General features: G+C 52.5%; 18 protein-coding genes. 13 read left to right on the forward strand and 5 right to left on the reverse strand.

Annotated elements, in window-relative coordinates; all coding sequences use genetic code 11:
• The first annotated feature begins 10 nt into the window (after positions 1-10).
• Together gltX and LKD70_RS06235 are read left to right on the forward strand one after the other, a co-directional pair.
• A complete protein-coding gene (gene gltX / locus LKD70_RS06230) occupies positions 11-1,477 on the forward strand; it encodes a glutamate--tRNA ligase (RefSeq protein WP_227707169.1) in 1,467 nt (488 codons plus the stop codon).
• On the forward strand, positions 1,464-3,302 hold the full coding sequence (locus tag LKD70_RS06235) for an ATP-dependent helicase (protein ID WP_227707170.1): 1,839 nt from the start codon (positions 1,464-1,466) through the stop codon (positions 3,300-3,302). Before gltX ends, LKD70_RS06235 begins: the two co-directional genes overlap by 14 nt.
• 3 nt (positions 3,303-3,305) lie before the next feature.
• Here the strand turns inward: LKD70_RS06235 and LKD70_RS06240 are convergent, their stop codons facing one another.
• A complete protein-coding gene (locus tag LKD70_RS06240) occupies positions 3,306-3,626 on the reverse strand; it encodes a DUF1292 domain-containing protein (RefSeq protein ID WP_227707171.1) in 321 nt (106 codons plus the stop codon).
• A gap of 172 nt (positions 3,627-3,798) precedes the next feature.
• On the opposite strand from LKD70_RS06240, the gene LKD70_RS06245 reads away from it, so the two are divergent.
• The 3 genes from LKD70_RS06245 to LKD70_RS06255 are packed head-to-tail and all read left to right on the forward strand — an operon-like array spanning position 3,799 to position 7,216.
• Positions 3,799-4,803 (forward strand): substrate-binding domain-containing protein, encoded by a 1,005-nt coding sequence (locus LKD70_RS06245; RefSeq protein ID WP_227707172.1) that lies wholly within the window; start codon positions 3,799-3,801, stop codon positions 4,801-4,803.
• Positions 4,804-4,817: 14 nt separating this feature from the next.
• Positions 4,818-6,608: an alpha-amylase family glycosyl hydrolase gene (locus tag LKD70_RS06250; RefSeq protein ID WP_227707173.1), complete on the forward strand. Its 1,791-nt coding sequence runs from the start codon at positions 4,818-4,820 to the stop codon at positions 6,606-6,608.
• Entirely contained in the window at positions 6,605-7,216 is a 612-nt protein-coding gene (locus LKD70_RS06255; RefSeq protein ID WP_227707174.1) for a DUF5662 family protein, read from the forward strand. The genes LKD70_RS06250 and LKD70_RS06255 overlap by 4 nt, the downstream gene beginning before the upstream one ends.
• Here LKD70_RS06255 and LKD70_RS06260 read toward each other — a convergent pair.
• Positions 7,193-7,672: an S-ribosylhomocysteine lyase gene (locus LKD70_RS06260; RefSeq protein ID WP_227707217.1), complete on the reverse strand. Its 480-nt coding sequence runs from the start codon at positions 7,670-7,672 to the stop codon at positions 7,193-7,195. The genes LKD70_RS06255 and LKD70_RS06260 overlap by 24 nt on opposite strands.
• Before the next feature lie 101 nt (positions 7,673-7,773).
• Between LKD70_RS06260 and LKD70_RS06265 the strand changes: the two genes are divergently transcribed.
• From LKD70_RS06265 to LKD70_RS06285, 5 genes are all read left to right on the forward strand, one after another.
• Positions 7,774-8,424, forward strand: coding sequence for a histidine phosphatase family protein (locus LKD70_RS06265; RefSeq protein WP_227707175.1), 651 nt, complete (start codon positions 7,774-7,776; stop codon positions 8,422-8,424).
• 25 nt (positions 8,425-8,449) lie between these two features.
• Entirely contained in the window at positions 8,450-10,054 is a 1,605-nt protein-coding gene (locus LKD70_RS06270; RefSeq protein WP_227707176.1) for an MBL fold metallo-hydrolase RNA specificity domain-containing protein, read from the forward strand.
• 118 nt (positions 10,055-10,172) lie between these two features.
• Entirely contained in the window at positions 10,173-10,955 is a 783-nt protein-coding gene (gene sigG, locus LKD70_RS06275) for an RNA polymerase sporulation sigma factor SigG (protein ID WP_227707177.1), read from the forward strand.
• A gap of 61 nt (positions 10,956-11,016) precedes the next feature.
• Complete coding sequence (locus LKD70_RS06280) at positions 11,017-11,712, forward strand: HAD family hydrolase (RefSeq protein ID WP_227707178.1); 696 nt, start codon at positions 11,017-11,019, stop codon at positions 11,710-11,712.
• Positions 11,684-11,947: a glyoxalase gene (locus tag LKD70_RS06285; protein ID WP_227707179.1), complete on the forward strand. Its 264-nt coding sequence runs from the start codon at positions 11,684-11,686 to the stop codon at positions 11,945-11,947. Before LKD70_RS06280 ends, LKD70_RS06285 begins: the two co-directional genes overlap by 29 nt.
• Before the next feature lie 16 nt (positions 11,948-11,963).
• Here LKD70_RS06285 and LKD70_RS06290 read toward each other — a convergent pair whose 3' ends face one another.
• Positions 11,964-12,398 (reverse strand): hypothetical protein, encoded by a 435-nt coding sequence (locus tag LKD70_RS06290; protein WP_227707180.1) that lies wholly within the window; start codon positions 12,396-12,398, stop codon positions 11,964-11,966.
• A gap of 171 nt (positions 12,399-12,569) precedes the next feature.
• On the opposite strand from LKD70_RS06290, the gene pth reads away from it, so the two are divergent.
• From pth to LKD70_RS06305, 3 genes are all read left to right on the forward strand, one after another.
• Positions 12,570-13,154, forward strand: coding sequence for an aminoacyl-tRNA hydrolase (gene pth, locus LKD70_RS06295; protein WP_227707181.1), 585 nt, complete (start codon positions 12,570-12,572; stop codon positions 13,152-13,154).
• 15 nt (positions 13,155-13,169) lie between these two features.
• Entirely contained in the window at positions 13,170-16,544 is a 3,375-nt protein-coding gene (gene mfd / locus LKD70_RS06300) for a transcription-repair coupling factor (protein ID WP_227707182.1), read from the forward strand.
• Positions 16,545-16,725: 181 nt separating this feature from the next.
• Positions 16,726-17,856: a SurA N-terminal domain-containing protein gene (locus LKD70_RS06305; RefSeq protein ID WP_227707183.1), complete on the forward strand. Its 1,131-nt coding sequence runs from the start codon at positions 16,726-16,728 to the stop codon at positions 17,854-17,856.
• Between the two features lie 84 nt (positions 17,857-17,940).
• Here LKD70_RS06305 and LKD70_RS06310 read toward each other — a convergent pair whose 3' ends face one another.
• Together LKD70_RS06310 and LKD70_RS06315 are read right to left on the reverse strand one after the other, a co-directional pair.
• A complete protein-coding gene (locus tag LKD70_RS06310) occupies positions 17,941-18,426 on the reverse strand; it encodes a cytidylate kinase-like family protein (protein ID WP_227707184.1) in 486 nt (161 codons plus the stop codon).
• A gap of 65 nt (positions 18,427-18,491) precedes the next feature.
• On the reverse strand, positions 18,492-19,694 hold the full coding sequence (locus LKD70_RS06315; protein WP_227707185.1) for an FprA family A-type flavoprotein: 1,203 nt from the start codon (positions 19,692-19,694) through the stop codon (positions 18,492-18,494).
• Positions 19,695-19,752: the final 58 nt, after the last annotated feature.

Consider the following 19,752-nt stretch of genomic DNA (forward strand, 5'->3'; position numbering starts at 1 on the left):
GAGAGAAAAAATGAGCAACAAAGTGAGAACCAGATTCGCTCCGAGCCCGACAGGCCGGATGCATGTGGGAAATTTAAGGACGGCGCTTTACGCGTACCTGATCGCAAAACATGAAGGGGGCGACTTTATCCTCCGGGTGGAGGACACCGACCAGGAAAGGTATGTGGAGGGCGCAACCGATATTATATACCGGACACTTGAAAAGACCGGGCTGATCCACGATGAAGGCCCGGACAGGGACGGAGGATACGGCCCTTATGTGCAGAGCGAACGCCAGGCTTCCGGTATTTATCTGAAGTACGCGAAGCAGCTTGTGGAGCAGGGAGACGCCTACTACTGTTTCTGTGACAAAGAACGTCTGGAGTCTTTAAAGACTTCTGTCTCCGGGGACGGGACAGACATCGTTGTATACGACAAGCACTGCCTCGGACTTTCCAGAGAGGAAGTGGAGGCGAACCTGGCGGCGGGAAAACCGTGGGTGATCCGTCTGAACGTGCCCAACGAAGGCGAGACGACTTTTCACGACGAGATTTACGGGGATATTACCGTTCCGAACAATGAGCTGGACGATATGATTCTGATCAAATCCGACGGATTCCCGACTTATAACTTCGCCAACGTCATTGACGACCATCTCATGGGGATTACCCATGTGGTGAGAGGAAACGAGTATCTGTCCTCGGCACCCAAATACAACAGACTGTATGAGGCGTTCGGATGGGAGATCCCGGTGTATGTGCACTGTCCTCTGATTACCGATGAGAACCACAAAAAGCTGAGCAAGAGAAGCGGACATTCCTCCTACGAGGACCTGATCGACCAGGGATTTGTCTCCGAGGCGGTCGTCAACTACGTGGCGCTTCTCGGATGGTGTCCGTCAGACAACCGGGAGATCTTTTCCCTGCAGGAACTGGTGGAGGCGTTTGACTACAGGCAGATGAGCAAGTCGCCTGCGGTATTCGATACGGTGAAGCTCCGCTGGATGAACGGGGAGTATTTAAAGGCGATGGATTTTGACCGGTTCTATGAGATGGCGGAACCGTACATCAAAGAGACGGTGACAAAAGATTATGACCTGAAGAAAATCGCGGCTCTTGTGAAGACGAGAATCGAGATCTTCCCGGATATCCGGGAGCAGATCGGTTTCTTCGAGGAACTGCCGGAATATGACAATGAGCTTTACAGACATAAGAAGATGAAGACGGATCCGGAGAAAGGGCTTGCGCTTCTTGAGGAGGTGCTGCCGATTCTTGAGGCACAGGAAGACTTTGGAAATGACGCGCTGTTCGAGACGCTCAAAGCGTTTGCAGACGGGAAGGGATATAAGATCGGTTACGTGATGTGGCCTCTGCGCACGGCTGTGTCGGGAAGACAGAACACACCGGGCGGCGCCACCGAGCTGATGGAGGTTCTCGGAAAAGAAGAGTCTTTACGCAGGATCCGGAAGGGGATTGAAAAGCTGCATGGGACTGAATGAAGCACAGAAAAAAGCGGTTATGCATGAAAAGGGGCCCTGCCAGGTACTGGCAGGGCCCGGTTCCGGAAAGACGCTTACAATCGTGAGCCGGATCCGGCATCTGATCGAAGACTGCGGCGTAAAGCCGGAAGAGATCCTGGTCGTCACGTTTACCAGATACGCTGCGGCCGGCATGAAAGAACGCCTCTGCGATCTGATGGGCAGAAAGAATATTCCCGTGACGGCTGGTACGTTTCACGGGATTTATTATGGGATTCTGAAGTGGGCGTACCGGATCGGACAGGAGAATATTCTCTCGGAGGAGGAAAAATACCAGATTCTCAGATCTGTCATCGGCAGGCTTGAGATCGAAGTTCCGGAGGAGGAGGACTTCCTGGGGGACATTGCCGGAGAGATCGGGAAGGTCAAAAATAACCGGCTTGATATTGAAGAGTTTGTCTCGTCAAAGTGTCCGGCGGAAAATTTCCGGGATCTGTACCGCGAGTATGAGGCGCAGCGCAAATCTATGAGAAAGATCGATTTTGACGATATGCTTGTGACATGCCGGGAGCTTTTTGTGTCGCGGCCGGACGTGCTCGCGCTCTGGCAGAAGAAGTTCCGGTATATCCTTATCGATGAGTTTCAGGATATCAACCGGGTTCAGTACGACGTGATCCGGATGCTTGCGCTGCCGGAGAACAATCTTTTTGTAGTGGGGGACGATGACCAGGCGATCTACGGGTTCCGGGGTGCGGATTCCGAGCTGATGTTTCAGTTTCTGAAGGACTATCCGGAGGCGAAACAGATCACGCTGGCCACGAATTACCGCTCCACAGGCAACGTTGTCCGTAACTCCCTGAAAGTGATCCGGAACAATGAGGTGCGTTTCGAGAAAGATCTTAAGGCCGCGAAAGGCGACGGAGCGTATGTCCATGTCCAGGAGCTCAAAGATCCGAATGAGGAGGCGCAGTATGCGGCGGACGAGATCGAAAAGAGAATCGACGAGGGGGTTCCGCCTGAGGAAATCGCCGTCCTGTTCCGGATTCATACGGATGCAAGGCCCGTGGCGGAGGAACTGGTAAAGCGGCATATCACGTTTCAGATGAAGGAGCGCCTGCCGAATCTGTACGACCATTTTATTGCAAAGGACATCCGGGCCTATCTGCGGCTGGCGTCGGGAGAGCGGAACAGGAGCGATTTCCTGCTTGTCATGAACCGGCCGAAACGGTACATCGGCAGAGACAGCCTGTCCGGCGGGGAGCCGTCCTTTGAGAGCCTGCGCAAATTCTACTGTGACAAAGACTGGATGATGGACCGTATCGATCAGTTTGAGTGGGACGTGAAAATGCTCTCGCGCATGGCCCCCTATGCGGCCATCCAGTATATCCGGAAGCGCATCGGATATGATGATTATCTGAAAGATTACGCCTACACTCACAACGTGGAGCGGTCAGATCTGAATGAAATCCTCGCCGAGATCGCGGAGGCGGCCAGGCCGTTTTCCACCATTGAGGCGTGGTTTCGGCATATCGAGGAGTACACGGAGATGCTGCGGCAGAAAGAGCGGCGGAGAAACAGCGGCGGAGAGGGTGTCCGGCTTATGACACTGCACGCCTCCAAGGGGCTGGAGTTTGACACGGTGCTTCTCATTCAGGCGAACGAGGGGAGAATTCCCTACAGAAAGGCGAAGACGGACCGGGAGACGGAAGAGGAGAGAAGGCTGTTTTATGTGGGGATGACGCGGGCAAAAGAAGTACTGAAAATCTGCTGCACGGCAGAAAAAAGCGGGAAAGAGACTTCTCCCTCCCGCTTTGTAGATGAGCTGCTCTCTGAAGAGGAGGCATAAATTTTACTCTGTCTCCTCTTCTTCGTCCAGTTCATCCAGGTCGATATCGCCGAATTCCAGACTTTCCGCCCAGCTGTCAAAGGCCGCGGATACCCGCTCGAATTCATCGTCATCAGTGATGTTCTCAATATCCGGCTCCTCGTCTTCGCCGCGGTCGATCAGACGGTACAGATAGACCTGTCCCTCATCGCTGCCGCCTGTTGGGGAAAGCGCGATATAGCTTTGTCCTTCCGTCTCCAGAACGGTCAGAACTTCGCATTCCAGCTCCTCGTCGTTGTCAAGAGTCAGTGTTACGGTGAGTGATTCCAGTTCGTTGTAATTCATGTTTTTTCTCCTTTTTATGGTGCCCGCGCAGGCGGTTTTCTGTCTTGATGGTAGCAGATGGAAATGGAAAAAGCAAGAGACAACATGCATCCCAATATCTATTGACATTCCCCCGAAACACGGTAGAATGAAAATATGGACATTGGAAAATATACAGACAAGAGGAAATCAGATGAAAAAAAAGAGTATGTTTTTTTTATTGCTCGCAGTTTTTGCGGCAGTTTTTATTTCAGGATGCAAGCAGAATGTGGGTACGCCTGAGGATAATCCGGTTTCAGAAGAGACAGAGGATGAGGGGGAAACGGAAGACAGACTGACACAGGAAGGTCGGGTCTTCGGAATCAGTATGCCTGATCTGTCCGTTCCCTATTACCAGGTGCTGCGTGATTCGGTGAAGTCCGCGGTGGAAGAGGAAGGCGGGCAGGTGTCTGTAAAAGATGCGGGAGGAGATCCCGTTCAGCAGAATACGCAGATCCAGGAACTGATCGACGAAGGGGTAGATCTTGTGTTTGTGTGTCCTGCTGATCCGTCAGAGATTACATCAGCACTGGAAGCGCTTGACGGGGCGGATATCCCTGTGGTCAACCTGTCCACCCGCGTGGAAAATACGGATCTTGTGGAGGCGTATATCGGCGCGGATGACTATAACGCAGGGAAAGTCTGCGGGGATGATCTGAAGCTGAAATTTCCGGACGGGGGAAAAATTGCGATTGTGGAGAGCCCCTCGGTAGATCTTGTCAACGAGAGAATTACAGGGTTTGAAGAAGCGGTGTCAAACAGCGGATTTGAAGTCGCTGCAAGAATTGACGTGGAAGGGGATATGAGCGTGATCGAAAGCGGACTTGCGCAGGTGCTCGCAGAAGGTGATCTGGACGCGATTATGTGCGGGGATGATAAAATGGCCCTGGAAGTGCTCGATGTGCTCGAGGAGACGGGAAGAAACGATGTTCTCGTGTACAGTGTGGGAGGCGCGCCGGATATCAAGGCGGCTATTGCGGATTATTCGAGCCCCATGGAAGGGACGGGCGCTCTTTCACCCATCAATATGGGAAAGACAGCGGCGAAAACCGCGATGGCGGTTCTGGACGGCAGCGTGTATGAAGCAGAAACCTATGTAGAGACGTTCTTTATTAACAGAGACAATATTGACATGTATGGAACAGATGGCTGGCAGTGAGAAAGGAACGGAGAATGAGAAAAGAAAGAGGAAAGCCGCAGCCTTTTGGCGCGGCGGTTGAGGGGCAGCGCGTGAATTTTGCAGTTCAGGTGCCCGCGGGGAAATCGTGTGAACTTCTTTTGTACCGGGAAGGAAAGAAGGAGCCGGAACATGTCTTCGAGATGCCGGAAGAGGAAGGCATCGGCGAAGTCCGCTTCATGTGTCTTGCAGAGATCAATGCGGAGAAATACGAGTATAATTACAGAATCGGGGGAAAGGTATGTCTGGACCCGTATGTCAGGGAGATTGCGGGAAAGAAGACGTTCGGGAAAAAGAAAGAGATAGCAGAACATGAGATCCGGGGGAAGATCGTTTCTCCCGGGTACGACTGGGAGAACGATAAAAGGCTCCATCTTCCGTGGAATGAAGTGGTTGCCTACAGTCTTCATGTGAGAGGTTTTACAAAACACAGTTCATCCAGGGCGCGCCACAAAGGCACGTATCTCGGAATTGTGGAAAAACTCCCCTATCTGAAGGAGCTGGGCATCAACCAGATTCAGTGTATGCCGGTTTACGAGTTTGAGGAGTGTACCGGAACAAAGATCAATTACTGGGGATATGGCCCGGCTTATTATTTTGCGCCGAAAGAGGCGTATGCGTCAGGCCGCTCTGCTGTAAAAGAATTAAAAGACATGATAAAGGCCTGCCATAAAGAGGGGATCGAAGTGGTGCTGGAGATGCCGTTTGTCCCGGAAATAGGAGCGGGGACGGCTCTGGAGTGCCTCCGTTTCTATATGCTGGAGTACCATGTGGACGGTTTTGTCCTGAATCCGTACAACGTGCCGTGGGAGATGATGAATGAGGACCCGCTTTTAAAGGACGTGAAGCTGATGAGGAAAGACGACGCCTTTCAGAATGTCATGCGCCGGTTCCTCAAAGGTGATGAAAATATGGTCAGCGATGTGATGTGGGCGCTGCGGCACAACTCCGCATCCGACGGGAAGTGCAACTATATCACCGCGCAGACAGGATTCACCCTGTGGGATCTTGTATCCTATGACAGCAAGCATAACGAGGCAAACGGGGAGAACAACACAGACGGCCCGGATTATAACTACAGCTGGAACTGCGGCGCTGAGGGCCCCAGCAGAAAGCGGGCCGTACAGAACTTAAGGAACAGCCAGGTGAGAAATGCCTTCCAGCTTCTCCTTACTGCCCAGGGAACGCCCTGCCTTCTTGCGGGAGATGAGTTCTGCAACAGTCAGAAAGGGAATAATAATGTATACTGTCAGGACAATGAAACCGGCTGGGTGGACTGGAGCAGGCTGAAGTCGGATGACTCTCTGTTTTGCTACGTGAAAGCACTGATCGCTTTTCGGAAAAAACATCCCTGTCTCCACAGAAAAGAGGAGCTGAAAGGGCTGGACCGCACAGCCTGCGGAGTTCCGGACGTATCCTACCACGGAGAAAACGCATGGCAGGTCAAAGCCGATGTGTCCAGCCGGCAGCTGGGAGTTCTCTACTCCGGAGCCGGCGTAAATGACGACGAGTGCTTTGCCGCATATAATATGCACTGGCTGCCGCACACGTACGCGCTTCCTTCTCCGGGAAAGGGGAAACACTGGTGTCTGGCGGCGGACACACGGCAGGGATTTCTGGATCAGCCGGCCGCACTGGATAATCAGAAAAGCATTGAGCTGAAAGAGAGGAGTATTGTGCTTCTGGTGAGCGCGAAGACGGAAAAGAGGCCGCTTCCGCCGAAAAGGGAAAAGTCCGGAACAAAGAAAACTCCGGAGAAGAAAGAGCCAGAACAGGAGAGACAATGAAAGCAATCAGGCATTTTTGCACAATCACAAAACATAAAATCATCGTCATGAGAGAGTGTTTCAAGGTGGGGCTGTACCGCCAGGGACTTCTCCATGACCTCTCGAAATACAGTCTTACCGAGTTCCGTGTCGGGTGTAAATACTATCAGGGGACGAGAAGCCCCAACAATGCCGAGCGGGAGGACAAAGGCTATTCTTCCGCATGGCTTCACCATAAGGGGAGAAACAAACATCACTACGAGTACTGGATCGATTACAGCCTGGACGGGGAGAGACTGCTGGCGGGTATGAAGATGCCGGTCCGGTATGTGGTGGAGATGTTTCTTGACCGGATCGCGGCGAGCAAGGTGTACAAGGGAAACGCATATAAAGACAGCGATCCTCTGGAATACTACGAGAACGGAAAAGCGGGCGAACTGATGCATCCGGAGACAAGAGCGCTCCTTGAGCGTCTTCTTCACATGCTTGCGAAATACGGGGAAGAGCGGACGTACCGGTATATCCGGAGAGAAGTTCTCAAAAGGAAGCGGGTGAGCTTTCGGCTCCGCCCGCTTAAGAGACTTAATAGAAAACGTCCGGCAGGATCATTCCGGGTAGTAAAGCTGTGAATCCTGGATATCCGTCAGCACATCGGAGAGATATTTTTTCGCCAGAAAGCGCGCCATCGGCAGGTTCATATCAAGGTAGTTTCCGCAGTCCCTTGCGGACGCCCCGGGAATCTCGCCCTCGTAGGATGCGATGAACTCGAACATCTCCTTCATAAGGGGAACAATGTCGCGGGAACCAAAGTCTCCGGCAAGGAGAAGATAGAATCCGGTCCGGCACCCCATGGGCCCGAAATAGAGAACCTGATCTTTATATTTTTCATGATTTCTCAAAAAAGTTGCTCCCAGATGTTCGATCGTGTGTATCTCGGCCGTATTCATGACCGGTTCCTCGTTGGGATTCGTCATACGGATATCGAAGGTGGTGATGACGGCATCCCCCGCACGGTCCTTTCTTGATACATAGAGGCCCGGCACAAGGCGGATGTGGTCGATGGTGAAGCTGGTGATTTTATTCATGTTCATTGTCTGTAATCATTCCTTTCCCGATCTTTATCTCTGTCTTGTCTATTATAGACTTGCGGAAGGAAAAAGACAATGCCTGAAAGGAGAAGACATATATGATGCTATATATTGTGCGCCACGGTGAGACAGACTGGAACCGGAAGCACAGAGTACAGGGACACACGGACATCCCGTTAAATGACTACGGCAGGCATCTGGCCCGTGAAACAGCGGAGGGAATGAAGGATGTGAAAATCGACATGGCCTTTACAAGCCCTCTTCTCAGAGCCCGCGAGACCGCGCAGATTATTTTGGGAGAGCGGGACGTGCCGCTGATTGACGAGCCCCGGATTCAGGAGATCGGATTCGGATGCTATGAAGGGGTCTTAAGCGGCGGGGAATGCAGAAGCCCGGAAAGTGAGGCGTTCGACCTCTTTTTTACGGATACGGGAAACTACCTGCCGCCGGAAGGGGCGGAGAGTGTGGAGGATCTCTACGCCAGAACCGGGGAGTTTCTGCGGGAACTCTCCGACAGAGAGAAGACGGATCTGGCAGAGAAAAGTATCCTTATCTCCACCCACGGAGCTGCCATGACCGCGATTCTGAACCGGATTCGGGGGAACGTTTCCGTATCCGGGTTCTGGAAGAACGAAGTTCCTCCGAACTGCTCTGTGACAATGGTCCGTGTAAGCGGCGGACAGATGGAGATTGTGAAGGAAGGCATGATTTTTTACCGGGAAAAAGTAAAAAAATGGAAAACCGTATAAAAAAGTCGGAAGGCGGTGAAATATTATGAAACTTACATTTGTCGGAGCTGCCCATGAGGTGACGGGAAGCTGCCATTTCCTTCAGGCGGCAGGGAAAAACATCCTGATCGACTGCGGAATGGAGCAGGGGCCGGATCTCTACGAGAACTTCGGGCTTCCGATTCCGGAATCCGATGTGGACTACGTGTTCCTGACGCACGCCCACATCGATCATTCCGGAATGCTTCCGAAACTCGCTAAAAACGGGTTCAAAGGATCGATCTTTGCCACATACGCCACGGCGGATCTGTGCAGAATCATGCTTCGTGACAGCGCCCACATCCAGGAGTTTGAGGCGGAATGGCGCAACAGGAAAGGCAGGAGAGCCGGAAAACCGGAGTATGAGCCGGTCTATACGATGCAGGATGCGTTGGACGCGATTGACCTGCTCGTGCCCTGTCAGTACGGGGAGCAGATCGTGATCTGCGACGGCATCCGGATCCGCTTTACGGATGTGGGACACCTGCTCGGTTCGGCCAGTATCGAAGTGTGGGCTACGGAGGACGGCGACACGCAGAAGATCGTCTTTTCAGGCGATGTGGGAAATCTGGATCAGCCGATCATCAAGGATCCGACCTACACGGATACGGCGGACTACGTGGTTGTGGAGTCCACTTACGGGGATCGTGTCCACACGGCGGAAAAGCCGGATTTTGTGGGAGAGTTTACCGGTATTTTAAAGGAGACGTTCGACCGGGGCGGAAACGTGGTAATCCCTTCTTTCGCAGTGGGAAGAACCCAGGAGATTCTCTACTTTATCCGGGAGATCAAGGAGAAAAACCTGCTTCCGGAGTATGCGGATTTTGACGTGTATCTGGACAGCCCGCTGGCCATTGAGGCCACAAAAGTGTTTACCCTGAATATGAAGGAATGCTTTGACGAGGAGGCGCTCGCCCTCGTAAATGCGGGGATCAATCCGCTGGTGTTTCCGGGACTTCACACATCCACCACAAGCGATGACTCAAAGATGATCAATTTTATCGAAAAGCCCAAGGTGATCATATCCGCATCCGGCATGTGCGACGCGGGAAGAATCAGGCACCATCTCAAACACAATCTGTGGAGACCGGAGTGTACGATTCTCTTCGTCGGATATCAGGCGGCGGGTACGCTTGGCCGAAAACTTCTGGAAGGCGAGAAGGACGTCAGGCTATTCGGGGAGGCCATCGAAGTTCACGCGCGGATCGAGAGCCTTCACGGAGTCAGCGGCCACGCGGACATGAACGGACTTTTAAAATGGATCGGCGCGTTCCGGACACCGCCGAAGCGCGTCTTCGTCGTACACGGCGAGGATGAGGTGACGGAGAAATTCGCCGCGATGATTGAGGAAAAGTTCGGGTACAGCGCCTGGGCGCCCTATCCGTCCTGCGAGGCGGACCTGACGGCAAATGAAATTATAAAAGAAGGCGTGCGCATTCCGGTGAAGGCAAAGAAGGCGACACAGAAGCGTGCGGACGCTGCGTTTGACCGGCTCGTGGCGGCAGGAAAACGCCTGCTTGACGTGATTTACAGAAACGAAGGCCTTACCAACAAGGACAAGGCGAAATTCGAGTCGCAGATCAACAATCTGGCGGACAAATGGGAAGAGTGACGGGAAGCTGACCTGCCTGTCAAGGTCCAAAAGTTTATAAAATTTTCGGGCTTCCGGAATATCCTGCCGTCTGAGTGAGAATCATTCTAAGTAGAAAATGCTTAGGAGGATTCTTGCAATGATGGTGAACAAGGTGGAACTGTGCGGGGTGAATACGTCGAAGCTCCCGCTTCTGAAAGAGGAAGAAAAAGAGGAGCTCTTTGCCCGCATCAAAGCCGGTGACGAGGAGGCGAGAGAGACCTATATCAAGGGCAACTTAAGACTCGTCCTCAGTGTGATCAAGCGGTTTGAGGGAAGCAGCGAGAACGCGGACGATCTTTTTCAGATCGGCTGCGTTGGGCTGATGAAGGCGGTTGATCACTTTGATCCCACAAGACTGGTGAAATTTTCCACATATGCCGTGCCGATGATTATCGGCGAGATCCGGAGATATTTAAGAGACAACAGCCCCATCCGGGTGAGCCGTTCTCTGCGCGACACGGCCTACAAGGCGATCTATGCCAGGGAGGGGTATATCCGACGGCATTTGAAAGAGCCGACGGTTCAGGAGATTGCCGACGAGATCGGCATCGCGAAGGAGGACGTCGTGTTCGCCCTGGACGCCATACAGATGCCCATGAGCCTGCAGGAACCGGTGTACAGCGACGGAGGAGATACGCTGTATGTCATGGATCAGGTGAGCGACAAGAAGAATAAAGAAGAGAACTGGGTCGAGGAGCTCTCCCTTGAGGCGGCTATGGAGCGCCTCAACGAGCGTGAGCGGTATATTATTACCCTGCGCTTTTTCGAGGGAAAGACGCAGATGGAGGTGGCGGAGCAGATCCGCATCTCCCAGGCCCAGGTAAGCCGGCTGGAGAAAAACGCCTTAAAGACCATGCGGCGTTACCTGCTGGGAGAGTAGAGGATGAAATAAGAAGGGGAGAGCGCGGCGGCCCCGGAGGAGAAAGGATTACAGAAGAAAGATGTACAAGGCATGCATATTTGACCTGGACGGAACGCTGACGGACACGCTGGATTCTCTGGCGCATTCTGTCAATCTGGCCATGAAAGAGCTCGGAATTCCGGGCATTACTAGGGAGGAGTGCCGGCAGTTCGTAGGCAACGGCTCTGCGGTGCTGATCGAAAAGACGCTGAAAAAGGCGGGGGAGGAGTATCTGTCCCGCTTCGAGGAAGCGCTCGCGGTGTATTTGAGAGTGTTTGATGAGAACTGCACATGGCACGTGAAACCGTATGACGGGATTCCGGATCTGATTCAGGAGATGAAGCAGGAGGGGATGAAACTGGGAGTCCTCTCGAACAAACCGGACCGCCAGGCGGTGCATGTTGTGGAGACGGTATTCGGAAAGGGAACGTTCGACCTGATCAGAGGCCAGAGGGATGATTTCCCAAGAAAGCCGGATCCGTCGGCCTCCCTTCTGATCGCGGAAACGTTTCAGGCAGAACCGTCGGAAGTGCTCTACATCGGGGATTCCGAGGTGGACGCGGCGACCGGAAAGGCGGCGGGCATGGACACGGTGCTGGTGACGTGGGGATTCCGCTCCAGAGAGGTGCTTGAGGAGGCGGGGCCGTCCTGGATTGCGGACAGTACGAAAGAGATCGTTGAGATCATGAAAAACAGGAGGAAAAGAGATGAGCAGCTACAGCGAAGAATGCCTTAAGACATTTTTAAAAGATCAGGAGAAACTGTTTGACGAACCGGTTGCGGAGACTCTCGAGGAGGCGGAGGCATTCCTTGAGGACTGTATGGCCGTGGTGGTCGATTCCATTGAGGAAGTAAGGGAATATTTTGAAGAGGAAGGCGTGGATGTGGATCACATGTCGCAGGATGAGCTTGAGGACGCCTCCGAAGTCTTTAAACTTCCGGACGGAACATACCTGATCGTGGAGGGATAAAAGACAAGGCCGCAGTTTATCCGACTGCGGCTTTGTCAACGGCTTCTTTTATTGCGTCGAGGATGATCTGCGACGTGTACGGAGTATCCTCGGAGAGTTCGATGTCGTCCAGAGACTGTGTCTCGTAGACCTGATCTGCAATCTCTTCTATTGCAGGCTGTATAAGGGGAAACATGGCAGTCACTGTCTCGTCCAGATTGGAAAAACGGATGGAATTGATGCTGGAAGAGTCCACAGCCACTTCCACCTCCAGGTTGGTGTTGTTTAACGTGAGCGATGAAGTGTAGATGCCGGGATTGTATTTCTTCTCGGCATTTGCGCCCGTTTCGCCGCTGCCCGGCCGGAACATGATGATCAGAAGGACGATCAGCAGAATTCCCAGTGCCGCAAAGATGGCAGTGTAGATGATCTCCTTCATGTGCAGGACAACGATTTTAGTTCTGGTACCCATAGAGTTACCTCCTGATTGATTTGACTGCCGGTGAATTCGGCGGTTCGCTTTTTTATAAGTGTATGACTGAAAAAGGAAAAATATTCACGGGGAATGCGTGACAAAAGACAGGGTTTCCTGTACAATAGCCTTTGCGGCAGAAAAAGAGAATGCAGGAAGGATGAAGTTGAAATGTTTATCATAGCAGGACTTGGGAATCCTGAGAAAAGATATGAGGGAACGCGGCACAACGCCGGGTTTGAAGTAATAGACAGACTTGCGGACAAATACAATATAGCGGTGGATGCAAAAAAGCACAGGGCGCTGATCGGAAAAGGCGTCATCGAGGGGCAGAAAGTGATTCTCGCAAAGCCCCAGACGTATATGAACTTAAGCGGAGAGAGCATCCGCAGCCTGATCGACTACTACCGGGTGGACGAAGAGCATGAGCTGATCGTCGTCTATGACGATATCAATCTGGAACCCGGACAGCTGCGTATCCGCGAGAAGGGAAGCGCAGGCGGACATAACGGGATCAAAAACATTATCGCCCATCTGGGCGGCCAGGTGTTTCCGCGTATCCGTGTGGGTGTGGGGGAGAAGCCGAAAGGATATGATCTGGCAGATTATGTGCTCGGCCACTTCTCATCCGGGGAGAAAAAGATGATGGAGGAAGGCTATGATCATGCGGTCCGGGCTGCGGAGATGATCCTTTCGGGAAGAATCGGAGACGCAATGACAGAGTACAACCGGAAGAAAAACAGGAATAATGAATAGAGGGAAGATGGGGATATGCAGGCTTTACTGTCTCCGCTTGCGGAACTTGCGGATTATCAGGAAATTCTGAAAAACAGGAGAAAAGAAGGAGGACTCATCCAGATTGCGGGCTGCGTAAATTCGCAGAAGACCCATCTGATGTATGCGCTTGGCGATGGCTGTGATTACAGAGTCATCGCTTTTTCCAGTGAGGAAAAGGCGAAAAAGGCATACGAGGAGTACCGGATCTTCACGGAGAACGTGTGGTATTATCCGGCCAGGGACCTTTTATTTTACCATGCGGATATCAAGGGAAAGACGCTTACGGACAGCAGGATGGAAGTGCTGCGGGTCCTCATTGAGCACAGGGAGAATCCGGTCACTGTGATTGCGACCATGGACGCCTTTCTGGACGGGCTTCCGGGACCGGATGAGATCCTCGCAGAGCGGGTTGCCTTAAAAGGCGGTGATGTTCTCGATCTGACGGAGTTTCAGCAGAAGCTCTCCCGAATGGGGTATGAGCGGGAGAGCCAGATCGAAGGTCCGGGGCAGTTCTCCGTCCGGGGCGGGATCCTGGACGTGTTTCCGCTGACCGAGGAACTGCCGGTGAGGATTGAGATGTGGGGGGATGAGATCGACTCCATCCGCAGTTTTGACGTGGAGAGCCAGAGGTCAGTTGAGAATCTGGAAGAGATCGTCATCTATCCGGCGTCGGAAAACTGGCGGGAGGATCTGCGCGCAGTCTCCTTTCTGGAGTATTTTCCGCGGGAGAAGACACTTCTTTTCCTCGATGAACCTCAGCGGCTTCAGGAGTCAGCGGAGGAAGTGGAGAAGGAGTATTTCGACAGTCTGGAGCGCAGGGCGGAAAATCCGGATTCCTTCCACTCCGATCTGAATGAGGACGGAAGAGAACAGCTCCGCGTATTTGAGACAAGGAATATCATTGCCGCCATGAACCGCTACAGCGGGATCGGCCTGACCACGCTGGAGTCAAAGTGCGGCCTCTTCCATGTGCGCCAGACATACAGCATCCAGGCAAAGGGAGTGAATCCGTACAACAACAGTTTCGAGCTCCTTACCAGGGATCTGAAGCGGTTAAAGAGAAGCGGATACCGGGTGATCCTTCTCTCCGGCTCCAGGACAAGGGCAAGGCGTCTGGCGGAGGATCTGCGGGACTATGACTTAAGCAGCTTTTACAGCGAGGATATGGAGCGCACGGTAAGTCCGGGCGAAATCATGGTTTCCTCAGGCTATATGGCGGAGGGGTATGAGTACCCCATGCTTAAATTCATGGTCATTTCCGAGACAGATATTTTCGGGCGGAAGAAAAAGAAGAAGCGCCGCCGGAAATATGAGGGACAGAAGATCCAGGATTTTGCGGAACTGAAGCCGGGCGACTATGTGGTGCATGAAAATCATGGAATCGGCGTTTATCATGGAATCGAAAAGATCGAAGTGGAGAAGATTGTCAAAGATTACATGAAAATCTCCTACGCGGACGGGGGCGTGCTTTATATCCCTGTGGCGCAGATGGATCTGATCCAGAAATATGCCGGAGCGGACGCCAAAAAGCCCCGGCTTAACAAGCTTGGAACCGTCCAGTGGGGCAAGACGAAAAGCCAGGTGAAAAAGGCGGTCCAGACCGTGGCAAAGGATCTGGTGGAACTCTATGCGGTGCGGCAGCAGTCCGAAGGGTTCGTCTACGGGCCGGATACGGTCTGGCAGAAAGAGTTTGAGGAGATGTTCCCCTTTGAGGAGACAGACGATCAGATTCAGGCTATCGAAGATACGAAGCATGACATGGAGAGCACGAAGATCATGGACCGTCTGATCTGCGGGGATGTGGGCTACGGAAAAACCGAGGTGGCCATCCGCGCCGCGTTCAAGGCCGTTCAGGAGGGAAAACAGGTCGTATTCCTTGTTCCGACGACGATTCTGGCACAGCAGCATTACAATACATTCGTGCAGAGACTGAAAGATTTCCCGGTGCGGATTGACCTGCTCTGCCGGTTCCGCACGCCCTATGAACAGAAAAAGACGGTGGAAGACCTGAAAAAAGGCATGGTCGACATTGTCATCGGAACCCACAGAGTGCTGTCTCAGGATGTGGGGTATAAAGATCTGGGCCTTCTGATCATCGACGAGGAACAGCGCTTCGGCGTCACCCACAAGGAGAAGATCAAAAAACTCCGGGAGAATATCGATGTGCTGACGCTGACCGCGACGCCGATTCCGCGGACGCTCCACATGAGCCTGATCGGAATCCGGGACATGAGCGTGCTGGAGGAGGCGCCCCAGGACAGGATGCCGATCCAGACGTATGTCATGGAGTACAATGACGAGATGGTCAGGGAAGCCATTGAAAGAGAGCTCTCCCGCGGCGGCCAGGTATATTATGTGTACAACCGGGTCAGCGACATCGCGGATGTGGCAGGACGGCTTCAGAGGCTTCTTCCCCAGGCAAACATCTCCTTTGCCCACGGGCAGATGCGGGAGAGGGAGCTGGAGGATATCATGTATGATTTCATCAACGGGGATATCGACGTGCTTGTCTCCACGACCATTATTGAGACCGGACTTGACATTCCGAACGCCAACACCATGATCATACAGGATGCGGACCGCTTCGGCCTCTCCCAGCTGTACCAGCTCCGGGGCAGAGTGGGACGCTCCAACCGGATGGCCTACGCCTTCCTTCTGTACAGACGGGATAAGCTTTTAAAGGAAGTGGCGGAGAAGAGGCTGTCCGCCATCCGCCAGTTTACAGAGCTGGGATCCGGAATCAAGATCGCCATGCGGGATCTTGAGATCCGCGGCGCGGGAAACCTGCTGGGCGAGGCGCAGAGCGGCCACATGGAGGCCGTGGGGTATGACATGTACTGCAAGATGTTAAACGAGGCAGTGCTGGAACTGAAAGGGGAGACCCATGAAGAGAGCTTCTCAACCGTGATCGATCTGAACATCGACGCCTATATTCCGGAGTCCTATATCCGAAACGAGTATCAGAAACTGGACATTTACAAGAGAATCGCAGCGATCGAAAATGAGGAAGAGCTGGACGACATGACAGAGGAGCTCATCGACCGGTTCGGGGATATCCCGAAGAAGGTGCAGCAGCTTCTCCACATTGCGGCGCTCAAATCACTGGCTCATTCTGCCTATGTGACGGCTGTAGAGCAGAAGGGGGAGACGATCCGGTTCACTCTGTATGAGAGGGCGAAGATCGATCCCCGGAAGATACCGGTGCTGCTTCAGGAATACGGAAGAGATCTTGTGTTCCGCACGGAGGAACCGCCGTATTTCCTCTATCAGAAGAAGGGAAGAAGCGGAAGAGAGACGGCGGAGAACGTTCTCGATACGGTAAAACGCGTGCTGGAGGGGATACGGAAGCTGAAAATGCCGGAAGCATGATTCAAAGCGTGATTCATTTGTGTTTTCCACTTGTTACTTCGGGCAAAACACGTTATAATGTATCAGTGTATCCGGGAACCGGAACGGCTTGCAGAGAATGAGAAAGCGCCGGGAACCGGCGTCCGTCCGCAGGAAGAACAAAAAGACTGCGGGGCAGGATGACGTAAAAGAGGAGGCTATTATGGTACGTTTTGGAAAAAAGGCGGCAGTTCTGACAGCGGCAGGAGTGCTCGCGGCGATGACGGTCACAGGGTGCAGCAGCACTGTTGACTCGGATAAAGTGGTGGCGACAGTCGGCGGGGAAGAGATTACGATGGGAGTCGCCGGCTTCTATGCGAGGATGACCCAGGGACAGTATGAGACATATTACGCGCAGATGATGGGAATGACCGCGGCGGATATGTGGTCCCAGGCGGCGGATGAGGAGCAGACGTATGAGGAATATTTAAAAGACAGTATTCTGGAATCTGTGGAGAATCTTTATCTGATTTCCCAGCACGCGTCAGAATATGATGTCTCTCTTACAGAGGATGAGCGGAAGGCGATTACGGATACCGCGGAGCAGTTTGACGCGGACAATACGGAGGATGCGAAAGAGTACGCTTACGGCTACCAGAAGGATATTGAGAAATATCTGGAACTTGTTACCATTCAGAATAAGATGGACAGCAAGATGAGAGAGGGTGTGGACGAGGAAGTCTCCGATGAAGAGGCGGCCCAGAAGGGAATGCAGTATGTGTTCTTCTCCTACACGGCGACAGATGACTCGGGCAGCTCTACAGAGCTCACAGACGAGGAGAAAGAGGCGCTCAAGACAACAGCCCAGAATCTGGCCGACCGCGTGAGAAACGGAGAGGATATATCGGCGGTTGCGACGGAGCTTGGATATCAGGCTTCCGATGCGACATTTGACTCAGAGTCAACGACGCCTAATTCCGATCTCATCGCTGCGGCGGATGCCCTTGAGGCGGAAGGCGATGTGACAGATCCGGTTGAGACAGACAGCGGAATCTACGTGGCGCGTCTTACGACGCTTCTTGACCGTGAGGCGACAGATCAGGAAAAAGAGACAATCGTCGAGCAGCGCAGGCAGGACCAGTATGACTCTCTGCTGGAAGAGTGGCGTTCTGCTGCAGAGATCAGTGTAAACGAGAGCGTGTGGAACAAGCTTGACTTTGAGGATCTGGGAATCACAATCATCACCTCAGAGGAAGAGGATACATCCGAGAGCAGCGGCGAGGAGAGCACAGAGGACGGCACAGCTGACGGTACAGAAGATGCGTCCGGAACGGCTGAGGACAGCACAGAATAAACGAATAAAAAGAGAGAGCCCGGCTTTTCAGCCTGGCTCTCATCAGTTCTGAGATAAATTCTTTTCAAAACTTTTTTCAAAATCTTAAATATATTCACACTTCTCAAAATAGTGCATCAGGATATCCGGGCAGTTTTCAAGCCCGAGCTGGGTCGTATCGAGAATCATGTGATAGTCGTTCACATCGCCCCATGTTTTTCCTGTGTGCTCGTAATAGTAGGAAGCTCTCTGCTCATCAGTTGTCTCCACTTCTTCTTTCGCTTCGTCATAGCTTATGTTTTCCTTTGCCATGATCCGGCGGATCCGGTCTTCCTTGTCCGCGCAGACAAAGATATTGAGGACATTCATTCTGTCTTTTAAAATATCGGAAGCGCAGCGCCCGAGGATGATGCACGGCTTTTCCGCAAGCCTGCGGATTGCTTCCGCCTCGTTTTCATACGTGTGGTCGCTTAACTTCTGCTCAATATAGGCTTTGTCGTAGACAGGGATATCAAGCCGTTTGGAAAGTTCTTCTGCGATGACACTTGCTCCGGTTCCAAAACGGCGGCTCATGGTGATTACTAATTTCATAAGAACTCCTCCTTCGTACATGTGAAAAGTGATAATCAGCGGATAACCGGCTGAATTAAATTTTATTATAACACTTCTTCCACAATTTGTCTGCTGAGAGTTTTCAGCTCTTCCATCTGCGCGTCTTTTACGGAAGATTTGATTGTGACAGCAGCTTCCATCAGATTCATGTTTTTCATCTCGCCGACTTTCGCGGAGATCAGTTTGGTTGTCTGGGGCGCCCAGGTTCCGTTTCCGAGAACGGCAACCGTGCGGTTCTGAAGCGCCAGCGCCTTCATGTCCTCCAGATAATTATCCATCAGCGGATAGATGCCGTTGTTGTAGGTGGGCGCAGCGAGTACGATGTGGCTGTACTTGAAGCTGTCCGAGATCAGTTCAGACACGTGCGTCTTGGAGATATTGTGCATGCGGATCTTTTTCACACCGGCCTCCGCAAGCATCGCTGCGAGGATCTCCGCCATGTTTTCCGTGTTTCCGTACATGGACGCGTAGGCGATCATGACGCCTTTCTCCTCGGGTTCATATTTGCTCCAGAGATCATACTTTCCGATAATATAGGAAAGATCGGTTCTCCAGATGGGGCCGTGCAGCGGGCAGATCATGCTGATGTCAAGCCCTGCGGCCTTTTTCAGTACATTCTGTACCTGCATTCCGTACTTGCCGACGATATTTGTGTAGTAGCGGCGCGCCTCGTCGAGCCAGTCTCTGTCAAAGTCAAGCTCATCGTTGAAAATGTTGCCGTTTAAAGCGCCGAACGTTCCGAACGCATCTGCGGAAAAGAGGATTTTGCCCTCTGCATCGTAAGTCATCATTGCCTCCGGCCAGTGGACCATGGGAGCCATGACGAAATGAAGCGTGTGCTTTCCGGATGAGAATGTATCTCCTTCTTTTACGACGATCTTTCTTCCTTCCAGATCAAAATCAAAGAACTGGTCGATCATGGGGAAAGTCTTGGCGTTTCCGATAATCTGAAGGCCGGGATGGCGGAGCACCAGTTCATCGATCATCGCGCAGTGGTCCGGCTCCATATGGTTGACGATCAGATAATCGAGGGAACGGCCGTTAAGTACGGCGTCCACATTTTCGAGAAACTGACGTCCGACGGCGTAGTCAGCCGAGTCGAAAAGAACTGTCTTCTCATCCAGCAGCAGATAGGAGTTGTAGGATACTCCCTTTGTGAGCGGAAAAATATTCTCAAACAGCTCGATTCTGCGATCACTTGCGCCGACCCAGTATAAGTCATCCGTTACTTTTCTGAAACAGTGCATTGTCGATTTCCTCCTTATATTATTTCTGAATCAAACAATCTGTGAATGAATTTGTGTT

Origin of the sequence: Ruminococcus turbiniformis (assembly GCF_020687545.1) — a bacterium.
Lineage (GTDB): Bacteria > Bacillota > Clostridia > Lachnospirales > Lachnospiraceae > Mediterraneibacter > Mediterraneibacter turbiniformis.